General features: G+C 71.8%; 13 protein-coding genes. 4 read left to right on the top strand and 9 right to left on the bottom strand.

The genetic code is table 11. The features are described 5' to 3' along the window. Position 1 precedes the first annotated feature (1 nt). The 5 genes from ACZ7NC_RS18550 to ACZ7NC_RS18530 all read right to left on the bottom strand — a co-directional run bounded on the left by ACZ7NC_RS18550 (position 2) and on the right by ACZ7NC_RS18530 (position 5,669). Positions 2 to 1,429, bottom strand: a complete 1,428-nt coding sequence (locus tag ACZ7NC_RS18550) for a prenyltransferase/squalene oxidase repeat-containing protein (protein WP_471489511.1) — start codon at positions 1,427 to 1,429, stop codon at positions 2 to 4. Between the two features lie 61 nt (positions 1,430 to 1,490). Beyond that, complete coding sequence (locus ACZ7NC_RS18545; RefSeq protein WP_471489509.1) at positions 1,491 to 2,093, bottom strand: TetR-like C-terminal domain-containing protein; 603 nt, start codon at positions 2,091 to 2,093, stop codon at positions 1,491 to 1,493. Between the two features lie 111 nt (positions 2,094 to 2,204). Then, entirely contained in the window at positions 2,205 to 2,717 is a 513-nt protein-coding gene (locus ACZ7NC_RS18540; RefSeq protein ID WP_471489508.1) for a hypothetical protein, read from the bottom strand. A gap of 63 nt (positions 2,718 to 2,780) precedes the next feature. After that, the gene (locus ACZ7NC_RS18535) at positions 2,781 to 4,331 is read right to left on the bottom strand and encodes a hypothetical protein (RefSeq protein ID WP_471489506.1); all 1,551 of its coding nucleotides are present in this window, start codon (positions 4,329 to 4,331) and stop codon (positions 2,781 to 2,783) included. An 18-nt stretch (positions 4,332 to 4,349) separates the two neighbouring features. After that, a complete protein-coding gene (locus ACZ7NC_RS18530) occupies positions 4,350 to 5,669 on the bottom strand; it encodes a jacalin-like lectin (RefSeq protein ID WP_471489504.1) in 1,320 nt (439 codons plus the stop codon). Between the two features lie 243 nt (positions 5,670 to 5,912). On the opposite strand from ACZ7NC_RS18530, the gene ACZ7NC_RS18525 reads away from it, so the two are divergent. The 4 genes from ACZ7NC_RS18525 (at position 5,913) to ACZ7NC_RS18510 (ending at position 11,666) form a co-directional block, all read left to right on the top strand. After that, positions 5,913 to 7,649, top strand: a complete 1,737-nt coding sequence (locus tag ACZ7NC_RS18525) for a PHP domain-containing protein (RefSeq protein ID WP_471489502.1) — start codon at positions 5,913 to 5,915, stop codon at positions 7,647 to 7,649. Then, positions 7,646 to 8,158 (top strand): hypothetical protein, encoded by a 513-nt coding sequence (locus ACZ7NC_RS18520; RefSeq protein ID WP_471489500.1) that lies wholly within the window; start codon positions 7,646 to 7,648, stop codon positions 8,156 to 8,158. The genes ACZ7NC_RS18525 and ACZ7NC_RS18520 overlap by 4 nt, the downstream gene beginning before the upstream one ends. A gap of 86 nt (positions 8,159 to 8,244) precedes the next feature. Then, positions 8,245 to 9,522 carry an MFS transporter gene (locus ACZ7NC_RS18515; protein WP_471489498.1) on the top strand — a complete coding sequence of 426 codons (1,278 nt, stop codon included), beginning with the start codon at positions 8,245 to 8,247 and terminating at the stop codon, positions 9,520 to 9,522. A gap of 125 nt (positions 9,523 to 9,647) precedes the next feature. Then, positions 9,648 to 11,666: a calcium-binding protein gene (locus ACZ7NC_RS18510; RefSeq protein ID WP_471489496.1), complete on the top strand. Its 2,019-nt coding sequence runs from the start codon at positions 9,648 to 9,650 to the stop codon at positions 11,664 to 11,666. A 45-nt stretch (positions 11,667 to 11,711) separates the two neighbouring features. Here ACZ7NC_RS18510 and ACZ7NC_RS18505 read toward each other — a convergent pair whose 3' ends face one another. The 4 genes from ACZ7NC_RS18505 to ACZ7NC_RS18490 all read right to left on the bottom strand — a co-directional run bounded on the left by ACZ7NC_RS18505 (position 11,712) and on the right by ACZ7NC_RS18490 (position 17,314). Beyond that, entirely contained in the window at positions 11,712 to 12,521 is an 810-nt protein-coding gene (locus tag ACZ7NC_RS18505) for an ABC transporter permease (RefSeq protein WP_471489494.1), read from the bottom strand. 1 nt (position 12,522) lies between these two features. Then, positions 12,523 to 13,329: an ABC-2 family transporter protein gene (locus ACZ7NC_RS18500; RefSeq protein ID WP_471489492.1), complete on the bottom strand. Its 807-nt coding sequence runs from the start codon at positions 13,327 to 13,329 to the stop codon at positions 12,523 to 12,525. Position 13,330: 1 nt separating this feature from the next. Continuing rightward, positions 13,331 to 14,338 carry an ABC transporter ATP-binding protein gene (locus ACZ7NC_RS18495; protein ID WP_471489490.1) on the bottom strand — a complete coding sequence of 336 codons (1,008 nt, stop codon included), beginning with the start codon at positions 14,336 to 14,338 and terminating at the stop codon, positions 13,331 to 13,333. A gap of 78 nt (positions 14,339 to 14,416) precedes the next feature. Then, positions 14,417 to 17,314 (bottom strand): glycoside hydrolase family 2 TIM barrel-domain containing protein, encoded by a 2,898-nt coding sequence (locus ACZ7NC_RS18490; protein WP_471489488.1) that lies wholly within the window; start codon positions 17,312 to 17,314, stop codon positions 14,417 to 14,419. Between the last annotated feature and the right edge of the window lie 4 nt (positions 17,315 to 17,318).

Raw genomic sequence — 17,318 nt, 5'->3', positions numbered from 1 at the left:
TTCAGCCATCCGGCTGGTACATCCATACGGCATGCGCGCGCAGCGCCGAAAGACCTTGATAGGTCATCCACATGGGCCGCCGCAGCTCGGTGCTCTCGCCCCGCCCCCACAGCCAGATGCCGTCCGTCTGCCCCGCCCACACCGCGGCGACTGCCCCCTCCAGCCGTACCCGCAGCTCGTCCTCCAGCCCCTCCGCGCGGGCGATCTCCAGGGCACCCGGGGAGAGCAGGGCGCGGGCCAGCCAGGAGGCGGTGAAGTGCCGTACGTTCAGCACCTCGTGGCGGGTCGGGTCGTCCGTACGCGGGCGGCGCACCTCCTCGTGCAGGTTCACCAGGTCCGGGCAGGTGTCGTGCGGTGCGTCCGGGCAGGACAGCAGCCAGCGGATGCCGTCCTCGCGGGCGGCACGGGCGCGTGCGGCGCGCGCGTCGCCCTCCTCGCCAAGGACCCGGGCGGCCCGGTCCAGGGCGACGACCGCCTGCGCGGTGTGCAGCGGGGACGGCCTGCCGTACGGCGGCTGGAGGCGGTAGCCCCAGCAGCGCACATGGTCGCGGCGCGGGTCGCTGATCGCGCCGTCCGCGAGGGCCTCACGCAGCACGGGCAGGATCTCGGAGCGGGGCGCGGCACGCAGCAGCCCGCGCAGCACCGTCGTCACGACATGGGTGGACTCCCGCCCGGCGCGGTCGAGTTGACGTGTGAAACCGCCGGTGCACCGGTCCACCTCGGCCGCCAGGCGCTCGGCGGACGCGCCCGCCCGGGCCAGCGCCCCGAGCACCAGCGCGGTGACCTCGGGACGGGCCTCGGAGCCCTGCGACCGCGCCGACCAGCCGCCGTCCGGCAGCCGCAGCCGCCACAGCGTGTCGACCAGGTCGCCGGTGCTCAGCCGTCCCTCGGGCACCCCGAGGTCGAGCATGATGTGCAGGCCGTACGCGGTGCCGACGGGAGTGGGCCGCGACGGAGTGTCCTCGCCGAGGGAGTGCGGCCAGCCGGTGAGCCGCCCGCGCTCCGGGTCGGCGACGACGGACACCTGGTCGACGAGGGTGTCGTAGGCGGAGGCGAAGACGGCGGGGAGCGGTCCGGGTGCGCCCGGCGCGATGGCGGCCGGCCCGACGGCGGTGCCCCGACCATGGCCGGCGCCCGCCGCGGTCCGGGCCCGCAGCAGTGCCGCCGCGAGCCAGGCCGCGACGAAGGTGCCGAGCCCGGTGACGCCGGAGATCAGATACCGGGCGGCGGAACCGTCGAGGGAGTCGGGCAGCACACTGAACAGGAACTGGAACACGCCGTACCCGGCGGCCGCGGCGCCCAGGCCGCCGAGCCAGCCGACGAAACGCGCCGGGGGCGAGGTGTCCGGGGGTTCCTCGTCGGGAGCGGGAGGTGTGGGACCGGGCCGACGGGACCTCAAGGGGCCGCGTCCGAGCTGCTGTTGGGACAAGACCGCGCTCCCTCCCCCGTGGCGGCGGCGTGTGACTCCGCGAAGTTTCCAGTCTAAGTGGTCAGGGTGACAACTGGGGCGGGCGCCGGTCGTGCTCCTTGCGTGGCCAGTTGGCGAGGGCGACGTGCAGGGCGTCGACAGCGCGCTCCCAGGACTCGCGCACGTCACGGGGGGCGCCGAAGGCACCGGTGGACTCCAGGGCGCAGTAACCGTGGAAGGTGCTGCGCAGCAGGCGGACGGCATCCGTGAGGTCGGGCTCGTCGAGGCCGTAGGCCCGCAGCATGCCGTAGGTGATCTCGGCGGTGCGGCGCATGGCGGGGGAGTCGGCGACCAGGGCCTGGTCGATCTGGATCTGGGTCGCCGCGTACCGGCCCGGGTGCCGCAGGGCGTACTCCCGGTAGGCGTCCGCGAAGGCGGCGAGCGCGTCCTTGCCGGCGCGCCCCGCCACGGCCGCGGCGATCCGGTCGATCATCTCGCCACCGGCCAGCAGAGCGACCCTCGTCCGCAGGTCCTGAAGGTTCCTCACATGCGAGTACAGGCTCGCGTCCTTCACCCCGAACCGCCGCGCCAGCGCCGACAGGCTGACGTTCTCGAACCCCACCTCGTCGGCGAGCTCGGCGGCGGCAGCGGCGAGCCGGTCGGCGGTGAGTCCTGCGCGGGCCATGGCGGTGTGTCCTCCGACTACGGAAACCTAGGATGCCTAGGCACGATGCTAGTGCCCATCCGCCGGGCCCGGCCGCCTGGGAGCCGCCGGCTCACGCCGCGCTGCGGCGACTCACCGGCGCGATCCGGCAGGAGGCGCCGGCACAAAGTTGATGCGGGTCAGTCTCAGCTCGACCGACGGCCGCTGCCGCCCGTGCTCCAGTCGCCAGCCGAAGTCCTCCGCACGCCGGGCCACCCAGCCGGCGCCCAGGGCGCGGTACGTGCGCAAGGGGATCTCCGTGTGCGGGTACTTCCAGTCGTCCGACCACTTGGCGAGCTTTGCCTCGACGCGCGCTTGGTAGAAGGCGGCGTCCCCTTCGTGCCGGAGCTCGGGCAGCGAGACGAACCAGCGCGGCCACCACGGGAAGACCTTGTACAGCGCGTCGAACAGCTTGCGGTACCCGGCCTCCACGCCGGGTATCCAGCCGATCAGTTCCAGCGGCACGGAGAGGGCCAGGAGCGCCAGCGAGAGGGTGGTGCACAGCAGCCAGTGCACCGGCGCGTACACCGTGGTGAGCAGGAACTGGCACGTCAGCCGAGGGGTGCCGCGAACGGGCAGGGGATCCCAGGAGGGGTCGGTGTGCATGGGGCTCTCTTGGTGGGGGGGAGGAGGTCAGGGGGCAGGCGCCAATTGGATCATGGCGGTGCGTCACCCCGCGCAGTGCCGGCCGTCCGCCACCACGAGCGCCACGTCCTCGGCCCGTACCCGCAAGGCGTGGCGGGTGCTGTCCTTGCCCCGGGACGGGGACGGGTCCCAGAGCCACACCGTGTCGCCGCTCGCCTGGAAGGTGAGGACCGGATGCCGGGTGGGGACCGGGCCGTTGAGGACGGGTGTCCTGTCGGCCAGGGGCTCGACGCAGACCAGTTCGGCTCGGATGCCGTAGTAGTCGGGGGGATGCCGGCCCGCCGCGGCCGCCTCCACCGTACGGTCGGCGGCCACCTCCACGTCGTCCAGCGTCATCTGCACCACGGTCAGGACGGCGACCAGTCCCGCCAGGACCAGCATCAGCCGGAAGAACGCGCTGACGGGAGCCTGCACATTGAAGTGCCGGGCCCAGCCGCCCACCGCGATGAGCGCCAGGACGAACACCACGGCCACGGTGAGCGGCCGTGCCGCCGCGACGTACTGCCAGTAGAAGGCCACATGCACCGAGTCGACCGGGATCCCGAACCAGTCCTCCAGGTAGACGGCGTGCAGGAACGCCCCGACCCACGGCATGACGAACGGCAGCGGTGCCGCGAGGACCGGCAGGAACCACTGCACGTTGCGGCTGAACCAGGAGGCGCTGAGTGCGTACCACAGGCCGAAGGCCATCAGGCCGAGGCCCAGGACCATGCCCAACCCGGCGAGCAGCCCCGACATCCCCGTGTCCTCGGAGCGTCCCCAGATCCACCCGGCGAAGGTCGCGCTGCCCGTCAGCAGCACACCGCAGCCCAGCCGGACGAGTTTGGGAGGCGGCGCGTTCGAGGTCATCCACGCGCCCACCGGCCAGCTTATGGCGGCGGGCGCCAGCAGTGCCGTGAACCGCCAGGCAGAGCCGAGCGCCCCGAGGGTGACGCCGCTCGCGACGCAGACGAGCACGATCGCGCAGACCGCCGCGACCAGGCCCGCGTCGCGACGCCGCTCGGTCGCCCCGCCGGCACCGGTCCGGGGCCCCATCGCCCGCCGTATGTCGTGCGCGTCGGGATCGAACGGCGGACCGCCGAGGTTGCGGGCCGCCAACTCCCCGAGCGCCCGGTCCCGTTGCTCCTCGGAGTACTCGCCCCGCAGATGCAGTGTGTGCCGTACGTCCAACCCGCCGACGGCGATCCAGTGCTCGGCCAGCCACCGCAGCGCCGGGCTCGCGTCGCCCGGCAGCTTGCGGTGCACGTGGTAAGTGGTGTGCGTCTCGGCGGACTTGGGCGGGATGAGCTTGCTCTCGCGCACCCACAGATCGAGCTTGCGCCGCTTGGCGAGCGACGTGAGCTGCTCGACCGCCGTCGCCCTCGCGGTCCAGCGGGAGCCATGGACGGGGATCTCGACGATCAGCCCTGCGTACCCCTCGTCGACGGTGACCGAGTCGCCGTCCCGTGCGGGCCGCACTCCCCATCCCTGAGCGCCGAACACCCCGCTCGCCAGCTCCAGTTCGTCCTGGTCGTCGCGGACCTCGACGACCAGGCGAACCCTGCGGTTGTACGGTCCGAGCGCCTCCGGTGTCACCGGGGCAGTCTCGCACCGTCAGCCGATCGGCGCGTACAGCACCCCCAGCTTGTCGATCTCGTTGTCGGAGCGCCCCGTGAACCCGACGATCTGCCACCCGGACGGTGCCGTGAAGGTCTTCGTGTCGGACGTGGCCGTACCGACGGACAGCGTGCGGCCCTTGTCCGTCGTGAACGCCGCCGAGAAGATCCGTGTGCGGCCGTCCTTCTGAGCCTGCGTCAGCTTCGCGCTGGTGAGGTGCTCGCCGGAGGCGAGGGTCAGGGAGGTCGCCGTGCCGCCCGTGCCGCCGTGGGTGAGGGCCGTGCCGCCGTCGTGGGTCAGGGACACCGCGTCCAGGCGGGAGGCGCCGCGCAGGGTCAGGGTGCGGGGCGACGGCGTGGCCGGGAGGTTGTCGGCGTCGTTGAAGGCAGTGCCGTGCGGGCCGCCGAAGAAGTCGCTCGCCTTCAGGGACGAGTTGAGGGTGTAGGAGAAGTCGACCGTGTGCGGGAAGTGGTCGGAGAGGTGCTTGCCGTCCCCGCGGAGGAACTTCGCCCAGTCGTCGTTGTAGCGGGTGGCGTTCAGGGTCAGCAGGTCGCTGCCGCGGTAGAGGACCTTGTCCACGACCTCGCAGTCGTTCGCCGGAGCCGTCGAGTCGCACAGCAGCGGGTCGCTGCCCGCCGCCGGGGGCGTGCCGCCCTTGGCCAGCCGCACCCAGGCGTCGGTGAGGCCGTTCTCGCTGACCAGTGTGCGGATGTTGTCGCCGGTGCGCGTGTAACGGGTGTTGGTGTCGCCCATCACGATCACCGCGTTGCCGGACGAGTTGGCCTGGATGAAGTCCGACAGCTGCTCGACATTGGCGCGGCGGGCGGCGAGCGCCGCGTCGTCGGAGTCGGCGTTGGTGTGGACGTTGTAGAGGTCCACGAACACGCCCTCGGCGAGCCGGACCCGGGCCAGCGTGAAGCCCTTCGGGGTCAGGCAGTTGGTGCCGGTGCAGGCGTTCCACTTCACCCGCTGAAAGTCCTCGAAGGAGTAGTCCGAGAGGGTGTTGAGGCCGTCACCGAAGGCCGCGCCGCCGCTGGTCGCCGTGCGGTGGGGGTGGGTGTCGTTGGCGTACAGCGAGGCGTGATAGTTGAAGTCCTCCTGGACGTTGACGATGTCGTACGGGGCCAGCCGCTGCCCGATGAGCGGGGTGTTGGTCTCGGGGTCGCTGTCGCCGAGGCCGAGGGGAAGGCCCGCGATGTTGTACGTCAGGACGTTGAAGGTGCCGGAGGTGGCGGCTGTCGCGGGCGTCGCCGCGGTGGCGGTGAGGCCGGTCAGGGCGAGCGCGGCGGCCGCGAGTGTGCCGATCAGTCTTCTCATGGTGGGGGTGTCTCCGGTGGGTGACAAAGAAGGTGAGCGCTGCTCAGGTTCGGTGTCAACCAGGGTGACGTACAAGGGTCGTTGAGGAAACAGTGAGGGACGGGGCGTTCCGCCGCGTCGGTGGCACTCGGCGGCCATGCATCGCTTGTTCAATGTTCATGTTTCGCCTTGATCCTCCACAGGCGGCGCAACAGCGCCGCAGAAGGCAGCCGCCGGCAGTCAGCGGCATCCCAGGAGGCGTTCATGGGGCACGGGCACGCGCACGGCCATCACCATCACCACGGACACGACCACGACCACTCCCACGACACGGCGGCATCCCCGCTGCCCGCCGCCTTCGACCCCGCCGTGCCCGACGAGGCCCTGACCCCCGAGCAGCAGTCGCGCCGCACGCTGCTGCGCCGGGCGGGCCTGCTGGGCGCCGGGCTGGCCGCCGCGAGCGTCGTCGCCCCGACCGCTGCCGCCGCCGCCACGCCGGCCGCGTCCACCGCCTCCTCGGCCCCGGCCTCCGGCGGCCGTCGCACCAACGGCTTCCTGTGGCTGTCCGGTGACCACCACATCCACACCCAGTACAGCAGCGACGGCAAGTACCGCGTCGTCGACCAGGTCCGCCAGGGCGCCAGGCACGGCATGGACTGGCTGGTCATCACCGACCACGGCAGCACGACCCACGCCAAGATCGGTGTCGACAAGGTCAACCCGGACATCAAGGCGGCCCGCGCGGCCTACGAGGACACCCTCGTCTTCCAGGGCCTGGAGTGGAACATCCCGGGCGCCGAGCACGGCACCGTCTTCGTGCACCCCGGCAGCAACGAGGTCTCCGTCCTCAAGCAGTTCGAGACCGACTACGACGGCAGCGTCAAGGGCGCCTCCGACTCGACGCCCGCCAACGAGGCCCTCGCCGTCGCCGGCCTGAACTTCCTCGCCGAGCAGGTCCAGCGCCGCAAGGTCAAGGACGCGCTGATGCTCGCCAACCACCCGGCGCGGCGCGGTGTCGACTCCCCGCACGAGATACGCGCCTGGCGTGACGCGGGCCGTACGCGCCAGATCGCCGTCGGCTTCGAGGGCGCCCCGGGCCACCAGGCCGCGGGCCTGCCCGCGCCCCTCGGCATGGGGCGCGCCCGCGGCATCTACGACAACAACCCGAGCGCCAACTCCTTCGCCGGCTACCCGCTGGAGAGCTACCGCACCTGGGGTGGCTTCGACTGGATGACGGCGACCGTCGGCGGCCTGTGGGACAGCCTCCTCGCCGAGGGCAAGCCGTGGTGGATCACCGCCAACTCCGACTCCCACCAGGTCTACGCCGACACGGCGACGCGCGGCACCGGCGGCAACTTCGAGACCGACGGCCGCTACCCGGACCCCGTCTACGGCGGCAAGATCGACATCACCCAGGGCGACTACTGGCCCGGCCAGTACAGCCGTACCCACGTCGGTGCCGACGGCTTCTCCTACGCCGCCGTCATGGAGGGCATCCGCGCCGGCCGCATCTGGGTAGACCACGGTCAGCTCCTCAGCGCCCTCGACGTCCGCGTGACCGGCGGTTACCGCTGGGCCACGCTCGGCGGCGCGCTGCACGTCCGCAAGGGCACCAACGTCACGCTGACGGTCGACGTGGCGATGGCGGGCGGCCCCAACTGGGCCGGATTCGTACCGCAGTTGGCCCGCGTGGACGTCATCCAGGGCGATGTGACCGGCCCGGTCGCGGACAAGGACACCTTCACCGCACCGACGGCCAAGGTGGTCAAGTCGTACGAGGTGAACAAGTCGTCCGGCACGGTCCGCCTCACGTACGACCTCGGCAAGGTCGACCACCCCGTCTACGTCCGGCTGCGCGGCACCGACGGCAACCGCAACGCCGTCGGCCCGATGGGCGCCGCCGTCGACCCGGCCGGCCCCGCCATCGACATCGTCGGCGACGCCGACCCGTGGCGCGACCTGTGGTTCTACTCCAACCCGGTGTGGGTCCTGCCCTCGTGACGCCGTACGTCCTGACCGTGGACGCGGGTGTCAGGGACCTCCGCGCCGCCGACCATCTGATCCACTCCCTGGCGGCCGAACTCGCCCTCCCCGAGGGCGCGTTCGGCTGCACCCACCTGGTGCGGGGAGAGCGTCCGCGCGTGGCGCTCTCCCTCACCCTCCCGTCCGAGCCGCTCCTGCGTACCGCCCAGGAGCGGCTCGCGGCCGGAGGGTACGAGGTGTCACCGGGGATGCCGGACGCGGTCGGGCGGGCGGTCCTCTACCCGGGCGTCTCGACGCTGACCGGCACAGTGACGATCGCCGACGTCCTGTCCCGCTCGGCGATCACCCGTGTGACGGTCCTGGGCTCTGCCGGCCAACCGGCCCCGGACACCCCGCTGCTGACGGGCGATCATGTCCGCCCGGTCTGGCAGGACGACGAACTCGTCCTGACCGCCATGCCGGCGGTGGGCGGGACCCTCGTCCCGTTCGAGGTGCCGGATCCGACGCCGTGCTGCGCTGATCACTGAGGGCACTGTTCCTCGGTGGCCGCCGCCCCCCATAGGGTTGCCGGAGGTTCGACTCACGACCGGGGTCTCGAATCGACGGGGGGCGGATGACGTACGAGGCAGAGCGCGAGAGGGAAGCCGACGACCCACGCATCCCTCCCGCGCCCCCGACGGACGACTCCGCACGCCCCCTGTGGCGACAACGGGACTTCGGGATCTTCTGGATCGCGCAGACCCTCTCCGTCCTCGGTGACTCCTTCGCGCTGATCGCCCTGCCCCTGCTGGTGCTCCAGGCGACGGGCTCGCTCGCCCGTATGGGGCTGCTCACGGCGGTCGGCGGGGCGGCGGCGGTCGTCGCCGCGGTGTTCGCCGGGGCCGTCGTGGACCGGGTCGACCGGCGCAGGCTGCTCATCGTCTGCGATCTGGTGCGCATGGTGCTGTACGGACTCGTCCCGCTGGTCTGGCTGTTCGGGCCGCAGATCTGGCTGCTCTATGTGGTCCTGCCGCTGTGCGAGGCCGTCGGCATGCTGTTCGCCGTCGGCTACGTCACCGTGGTGCGCGCTCTGGTCGGTACCCGGCAGCTCACCGAGGCCAACGGCCGGCTGAACGCCACCGCCGCCGCGGCCGGCGTGCTCGGGCCGCTGTGCGCCGGACTGGTCGCCGCCTGGTCCGGCCCGGCCACGGCCGTCGGCGTGGACGCGGCGAGCTTCGGTGTCTCCGCCGTCTGCCTGGCCTTCGTACGACTGTGCGGACGGCCGGGGAAGCCCACCGAGCGGTCGGGACTGTGGCGGGATCTGCGCACCGGAATCGACTTCCTCCGCGGCCACCCCGTGCTGCGCGCCCTGACGGCCCTGCTGTTCGTCTTCAGCTTCCTCACCCTCGGCCTGAACGACCTGGTCATCTACCACCTCAAGCACGACCTCGGCCATGACGACGGCACGGTCGGCACCGTCATGGCCGTCGGCGCGCTCGGCACCATCACCGGCGCCCTGCTGGTGGCCCGGGTCCGCCGCGGGCTCGGCTTCGGAGCGACCTGGACCGGCTCGGTCGCGGTGTGCGGGCTCTCCTTCGCCGGGCTCGGCTGGGCGCGGGACGTCCCCGTCGTCGCGGCCCTGACCGCGGCCTTCCTGGCCTGTGTCGGCATGGCCGGCACCTGCTCCATGTCGCTGCGCCAGGAGGTCACTCCGGAACCGCTCCTCGGCCGGGTCACCTCCGCCTTCTGGACCCTCCAGTACTCGGCGGCCCCGATCGGCGCGGCCGTCCTCACCTGGGCCGCGGAACGCCAGGGCACGGCCCCGGTCGCGCTGGTCGCGGGCGCGTGCTGCGTACTGATCGCCGGCGCCGCGCTCTTCACGCCGATACGGCGCTCCGGGCAGCGGACCTGACCGGCTCACCTCATGCTTCATATCGTCGGAACGGTCACCCCGCACGGGGGAACTCTGGGGCCCAGTAAGCCGATTCACTGGCCAGCCGCCCCCGGGCGCCGTCTCCGTGTCCGGACTCTGGCGCCATGTCCATCATTGATCCCCCAAGGGGAGCCTCCCGTGCCCTGGCCGCCGTGGCCATGGCATTGGCGTTCGTCGTCGCCGTACCGCATGGCGCGTTCGCCGCACCCGGTGACCTGGACACCACGTTCGGCACCGGGGGCCGGGTCAGCATCACCACCGCCACCTACGCCGAGGGCGAGGACGTGGCCGTCCAGCCCGACGGCAGGATCGTCTCGGTCGGCTCGGAGCAGGGCCCGGGCGCCACCGACTTCGCCCTGACGCGGCACAACCCCGACGGCAGCGTCGACACCTCCTTCGGCGGCGGCGACGGCGAGGTGCTGACCGACTTCGAGAACGGCGACGACGCGGCCCAGGGAGTGGCGGTCCAGCCCGACGGGAAGATCGTCGTGGTCGGCCGCCACCAGGAGACCGACGACGAGTTCGCGGGCTGCTGCTGGTTCACGGTGGCCCGCTACAACTCCGACGGCAGCCTCGACACCTCCTTCGGGGGCGGCGACGGCTGGGTCAGCCCCGGTCTGGCCGGCGGGGCCGAGGACGCGGCCGGAGTCGCGGTGCGGCCCGACGGGAAGATCGTCGTCGGAGCCTTCGCCGGCGGCTGGTTCGCGGTGCTGCGGTACCTGCCCGACGGGAGCCCGGACGGCACCTTCGGCGGCGGTGACGGTGTGACCATGACCGCGTTCTCCGAGACGGGTGGCGGCGGCGCGTTCGCACGGGACCTGGCGCTCCAGCCCGACGGGAAGATCGTCATGGCCGGCTACGCGGGTGAGACCGCCTTCGACTTCGCCGTGGCGCGCTACAACGCCGACGGAAGCCCGGACACCACCTTCAGCGGCGACGGCAGGGTCACCACGGACCTGGGCGGCTACAACTGGGGCGAGAGCGTGGTCGTGCAGTCGACCGGCAAGATCGTCGTCGGCGGACAGAGCGCGGAACGCTTCGCGCTCGTGCGCTACAACGTCGACGGCAGCCGCGACAGCAGCTTCGGCACCGGCGGTGTCGCGACCACGGACTTCGGCGGCACAGCCGCTGTGAACGACCTCGTGCTCCAGCCCGACGACCGGATCGTCGCCGGCGGCAGCGGAGCGGTCGGCGACTTCCTGCTCGCCCGCTTCAACGCCGACGGCACCCTCGACACCGGATTCGGCACGGGCGGCCGCACCACCACCGACTTCGGCTCCGTCGACCGGCTGAACGCCCTCGCCCTCCAGTCCGACGGCAAGGTCGTCGCCTTCGGCAACAGCGGCGACGGCCTGCGCGTCATGGCCCGCTACCTCGGCGGCGCCGGCACCCCGCCGCCCCCGCCTCCGCCGCCCGCCGGAGTCGATCTGTCGGTCACCAAGACCGGCACCGGCGCGGTCAGCATCGGCGACCGAGCCACCTTCACCGTGACGGTCGCCAACAACAGCACCACCACGTCGGCGACCAGCGTCAGCCTCACCGACACGGTCACCGGCCCCGCCGCCACCGTCATCTCGGCCACCCCGGGCCAGGGCACCTGCACCACCTCCGCCACCGGCGCGACCTGCGCCCTCGGCACCCTCGCCGCCGGTGCCCGCACCACCGTGACGGTCGTCGTCGAACCCAGGGCCACGGGAACCCTCACCGACCGGGCCACCGTGAGCGCGGCGCAGTCCGACCCGGACACCGCCAACAACACCGCCACCGCCCCCACCACGGTCAACAACTCCCGCGGCTGCACCCGCGTCGGCACCAGCGGCAACGACACCATGACCGGCACCAGCGGCACCGACGTCATGTGCGGCCTCGGCGGCGACGACACGATCAACGCCGGCTCCGGCACCGACACGGTGTACGGCGACTTCGGCAACGACCGCGCCGACGGCGGCCTGAACAACGACACCCTCACCGGCGGCCCGGGCAACGACACCCTGCTCGGCAACTCCGGCAACGACCGCCTCGACACCATCGACAACGTCCCCGCCAACGACACCGCCAACGGCGGCCTGGGCCTGGACACCTGCACGACGGACACCGGGGACGCGCGCATCAGCTGCCCGTAGGCACCCCGCACCGGCCGGCACCCCTCGGGCTGCCGGCCGGCCCCGTTATCCGTTCACCCCCGTGTAGTGCCCCAACGCCCATCGCCACAGCCCCCGCGCCCCCAGATACGCCACCAGCCCCAGCAGCGGTGATGACGCCGCCAGCCAGTACGGAACGGCCGTGTCGTGGCCCGTGAGGACCGCCGCCGGGAAGTACGCGACGAACGCGAGGGGAAGGGCGAAGGTGAGGAAGCCGCCCACCGCCTTCGGGAGGACGTTCAGGGGGTAGCTGCCGAAGGTACCGAGGAGTTCCTCCAGCCAGCGGCCCCAGTAGTCGGCGGCCGGGTAGCGCAGACACGCGGAGGCCACGGCCGTGAACAGGGCCGCCTCCAGGAGCATGCCGCCGACGATCGCGGCGATCAGATACGAGACACGGCCCGCCGACCAGTCCAGTGTGCTGCGACTGAGCGCCCCCACCATCAGGCCCCCCGCGACCGTCAGATCGCCGATCGCGTTGGTGGGGAAGTAGTCGAGCTGGACCTGGCGGTGCACCGGCATCGGGCGCAGCAGATAGATGTCGATCCGCCCTTCCTGGACCTGCCGGCCGATGAAGTGCGTTCGGCCCAGGAACAGTACGAACAGACCATGAGCGAGCATCCGGATCGCCGGGATCAGCAGTACGTCCGAGCTGTCCCAGCCGCCCATCCCGGTGAACCTGGCCAGCAGCACCGTCGCGAACACGATCACCGACATCTGCCAGATCGCGCCGATCGCGATGTTCAGCAGGAACTCGGTGCGGTACTCCATCGCGGCACGGATGTTGAGCAGCGAGATACGCCACACGATGCGCACGGACTTCACGGCCTTCAAAGGCATCTCAGCCTCCCTGCGAGATCACGCGCCGCGCGGCCCGCCGCCACACCCACCGGGTGAACAGCGCCAGCACCACCACCCAGGCCGCCTGGACGGCCAACTGGGCTCCCGCGTCGGCCAGTTCGATCCGGCCGACATAGATCGACAGCGGCACGCTCAGCGTCGCCTGGAAGGGGAGGAAGCCGCTCACCGTGATGAACCAGTCCGGGAAGAACCACAGCGGCGCGTACACCCCGGACAGCAGGTTCTGCGCGAAGATCAGGATCAGCATCGCGGAGTTGTTGCGGATGGTGAAGAAGCACAGCTGGTCGAGCAGGAGCATGACGTAGTGCAGGACCCATTGGCCCAGCAGCATGCTCACCGCGAACACCCCGGCCACGGCCGCCGACCCGGGCGGCTCCACCACCCCCGCGGCCAGGCAGACCACATATCCGAACAGCGCCCACGCCAGGCCGTACAGCTGCTCGCCCAGCGCGCGCAGAGCGTAGTAGCGCTGCGGTGGCAGCGGACGAAGGTACCAGTAGACGATCGTGCCGAAGTGCATGTGCTGCAGCACGGTGTCCCGGCCCGCGCTCTGGTCCAACTCCCGCAGCCGGGAGGCGAGTACGGCCAGGACGGCGTAGGTGACCGCCTGGTCGCGGGTCAGTCCGGCGGTCGTACCGGTGTGCGCGTACAGACCGCGCCACAGCGACGCCACCAGGACCACCTGCACGGTCAGCCGGAGCAGGACGGCGGTCATCCTGGGCGGCGTGTGCAGCTCGCCGAGCGGGGTGACGCGGGCGGCGCGCCAGCCGTGCGGTAGGGCGGCCATCTCAGGCTCCCTCCGCCACGGGCCCGGCGTGGACGTACGCGGCCCGCATCACGTCCTCCAGGTCCGCCTCGTGCAGGGCGAGATCGGTCACCTCGTACCGTTCGATGACCTGTTTCAGCGCCTGGTGCACGGTCGGCGCGTCGGGACCGTCCGGGCCGAAGACGGCCTGCGGGCCCTGGTGCCGCAGCAGCGCGATCCCCGGCAGCGGGCCGACCTCGGTGTGCGGGTCGGCCAGCGTCACCCGCACCTGCCAGGTCGAGCCGAACCTGCGGCGGATCTCGTCGAGCGTGCCGTCCAGGACGAGCCGCCCGTGGTTGATCAGCACCACCCGCTCGGCGAGCCGCTCGACCTCCGTCATGTCATGGGTGGTGAGCAGGACCGTACGGCCGCGCTCCTCCACCTGGTGCCGCAGGAACTCCCGCACCTGCTCCTTCACCACCACATCCATGCCGATGGTCGGCTCGTCGAGGAAGACGACCGGCGGGTCGTGCAGCAGGGCGGCGGCCAGGTCGGAGCGAACCCGCTGGCCCAGGGAGAGGTGGCGGACCCGGGTGTCCCAGAAGGAGGAGAGGTCCAGGAGGTCGTCGAACTCCGCCAGCCGCAGCGCGTGTTCGGCCTTCGGCACCTCGTAGATGTCACGCAGGATCGCGAACGACTCCCGCACCGGAAGATCCCACCACAGCTGCGTGCGCTGCCCGAACACCGTGCCGATGTTGCGGGCGTTGCGCTCGCGTTCCTCGTACGGCACCAGGCCCGCGACCCGGGCCTCGCCGGCGGTGGGGGTGAGGATGCCGGTGAGCATCTTGATGGTGGTGGACTTGCCGGCGCCGTTCGGGCCGAGCAGGGCGAGAAGTTCGCCCGGGGCGACGGAGAAGGTCACATCGCACACGGCGTGTCGGGCGACCCTCTCCGGGTTGACGAGAGAGCGCAGCGCGCCGGCGAAGCCGGGGCGCCGGACGGTGGTGTGGAAGGTTCGGGACAGGCCGCGAACCTCGATGCTGTCATTCAAGGGGCATCAACTCCTCTGTAGTGAACGCAAGTTGCGGCCGGGCGGCAGGAACGCCGACCGGCCGCGGGCGGACGTCCGTCACCCGGTGATCGAGAACACGAACGAGAACTTGGTCGGCTCCGCCTTCAGGAAGTACTGCGGCAGCGGACCCGGCCCACACGACTGCGAGCCGATGCCGTGCTGACCGTGGTCGAGGTTGACCCACACCGTGTCGCCCGGCGTGAGGTCGGTCAGGTGCCGCGCGGCGTCCAGCTGCTCGTTGGTCCAGCGGCGGGCGCTGAACCAGAACTCCGGGTCGCCGTCGACCCGGAGGCCGCCGAGCTCCACCCAGCGGACGTCGGACCGGGCACCGTTCTCCTGCGGGCGGACGTACGGCGTTTGGAGGTCGTCGACGCTCGCGTCCCACTGGAGGAGCTTCGCGGCGGCCTTGGTGTCCGGGTACGCCTCACCGGCACTGCCGAACCACACCGCGGAGTCCGTCGTCGCCGCCGGCAGCCCGAACCGTACGCCGAGCCGGGGCAGCGGCACCTTCCAGTCGCCCTCGGGAGCCACCGAGACGGTGAGGCGCAGTCGGGTTCCGTCGGACGTCCACCGGTACTCCGTGCGCAGGCCCAGCTCCCGGGCGGCGGGCGCCACCCGGGTCCGCACGGTCAAGGCGTCGGCACCCGCCTCCACGCCGTCCAGCCGGTGCCGCATCCGGTGCAGGCCGAGCTTGCGCCACAGCAGGCCGTACCGGGTGTCGCCCTGCCAGGCGGCACCCTCGTCGTTGTCGGTGGGCGCGCGCCACACGTCGAGGCGCAGCCCGGTGACATCCACCCCGCCGATGGACCGCAGGGCGCCGGTGCGGGCGTCGAAGGTGGCCGGGCCGAGCTCGATCCGGTCGCCTTCGGCCGCGGGACCCGCACCGGTGGCCGCCGGGAGGGGAGCACGCGGCGCGACGGTCCGCTGCGCCCACGCCACCTCATGGCCCTTGGGCCCCCAGGCGGTGTCCTCCGCGAGCAGCGCGCGGACCGTCCACTGGACCTCGTCGCCCTTGCCGTCGGGCGCGGGCGCGGGCAGCTTGACCTCCGCCGACTCACCCGGTTCGAGCGGCGGCACGGCGAGCGTGTGCGCACCCGTGGGGAATCCGTCCACCTGGTACGAGAACTCGAACTCCAGGTGGGAGAGATCGGCGAAGTCGTACGCGTTCGTCACCCGCACCGTGCCCTCCGGCCCGGCATCCTCGATACGGACCGGCTCGATCACCTTCTTGTACTCGACCAGCCCCGGCGACGGGGTCCGGTCGGGGAAGATCAGCCCGTCGCAGACGAAGTTGCCGTCGTGCAGCTCCTCGCCGAAGTCGCCGCCGTAGGCGTAGCCCAGCTCGGGGTGCTTGACGCCGTGGTCGATCCACTCCCAGACGAAGCCGCCCTGGATGCGGTCGTGCGCCTCGAACAGCCGCTGGTAGTCGGCGAGTCCGCCGGGGCCGTTGCCCATGGCGTGGCCGTACTCGCACTGGATGAAGGGGAGTTCACGGCGCCTGCCGGTGCCGCCGTCGAGGTGCCGCCCGATCCTGTCGACCTCCGCGTGGGGGACGTACATCCGCGAGTACACGTCCGTGTCCCGGCAGTTCCAGTCGCCCTCGTAGTGCACGAGCCGGGAGGAGTCCCGGCCGTGGATCCACTCGGCCATCGCGGTCAGCCCGCGACCGGTGCCGGCCTCGTTGCCCAGCGACCAGAAGACGATCGACGGGTGGTTCTTGTCGCGCTCGACCATGCGGGCCGCGCGGTCCAGCAGGGCCGGGGTCCAGCGGTCGTCGTCGACGGGGTTGTCGCGCCAGCCCTGCTCGGTGAAGCCGTGGGTCTCCAGGTCGCACTCGTCGATGACCCACAGGCCGTACTCGTCGCACAGGTCCAGGAAGGCCGGGTGCGGCGGGTAGTGCGAGGTGCGCACCGCGTTGAGGTTGTGCCGCTTCATCAGCAGCACGTCCTCGCGCATGGTCGCAAGGTCCAGGGCGCGGCCCTTCTCGGGGTGCCACTCGTGCCGGTTGACGCCCTTGAAGAGGATCGGCTTGCCGTTGACCTTGATCAGGCCGTCCTCCAGCACGACCGTGCGGAAGCCGATGCGCAGCGGCACGCGCTCGCCGGGCGTGATCAGCTCGCCGTCGTACAGCTTCGGCGTCTCGGCCGACCAGGGCTCGACCTGAACCGTCACCGATTCCCCGGTCGCGACATCGATGTCGAGGGCGGGTACGGCCACCCGCCCGTCGACGTCGGAGTCGACCCGCAGGGTGCCCTCGCCCGTGGTGTGGTCGTAGGAGGCGTGTACGAAGAAGTCGCCCGCGGCGTCCGCCGGGCGGTGCAGCAGGGTGACGTCACGGAAGATGCCGGGCAGCCACCACTGGTCCTGGTCCTCCAGGTAGGAGCCCGCCGACCACTGGTGCACCCGCACGGCGAGCACATTGCCGGACGGCTTCAGCAGCTGCCCGACCGCGAACTCGTGCGGCAGGCGCGAGCCCTTGAACTCACCGAGCTCCGTGCCGTTCAACCAGACACGGGCACAGGACTCGACGCCGTCGAAGCGCAGGACGGCGCCGCCGTCGTCCAGGGCCGGCCAGTCGGTCGGCAGGTCGAAGACCCGCAGGTGGTCGCCGGTCGGATTCTCCGTCGGGACATGCGGCGGGTCCACCGGGAAGGGGTAGAGGTGGTTGGTGTAGATGGGTGAGCCGAACGCGCCGTCGCCCTGGAGGACCCAGTGACCGGGGACCGTGACCTCGGCCCAGTCCCCGGCGTCGTACCCCTGAGCGGCGAACGAGTCGTCCTCGGCATCGGCGCTCGCCGACAGACGGAAGCGCCAGTCACCGTTCAGCGACAGGGACTTCGCGTCCGAGGCGGCGTACCAGGCGCGGGGCGGGAGGGCGCCGGTGCCGGGTGAGACGTCCTCGACGTAGGCGACGTGATCGACGTGATCGACGGAGCGGGTGGTGCGGAAAGACATCGGT

Source organism: Streptomyces sp. NPDC111802, from assembly GCF_055634335.1.
Note: the sequence above shows the minus strand (reverse complement) of the source record. Positions and strands in the feature narration are given on the sequence as shown.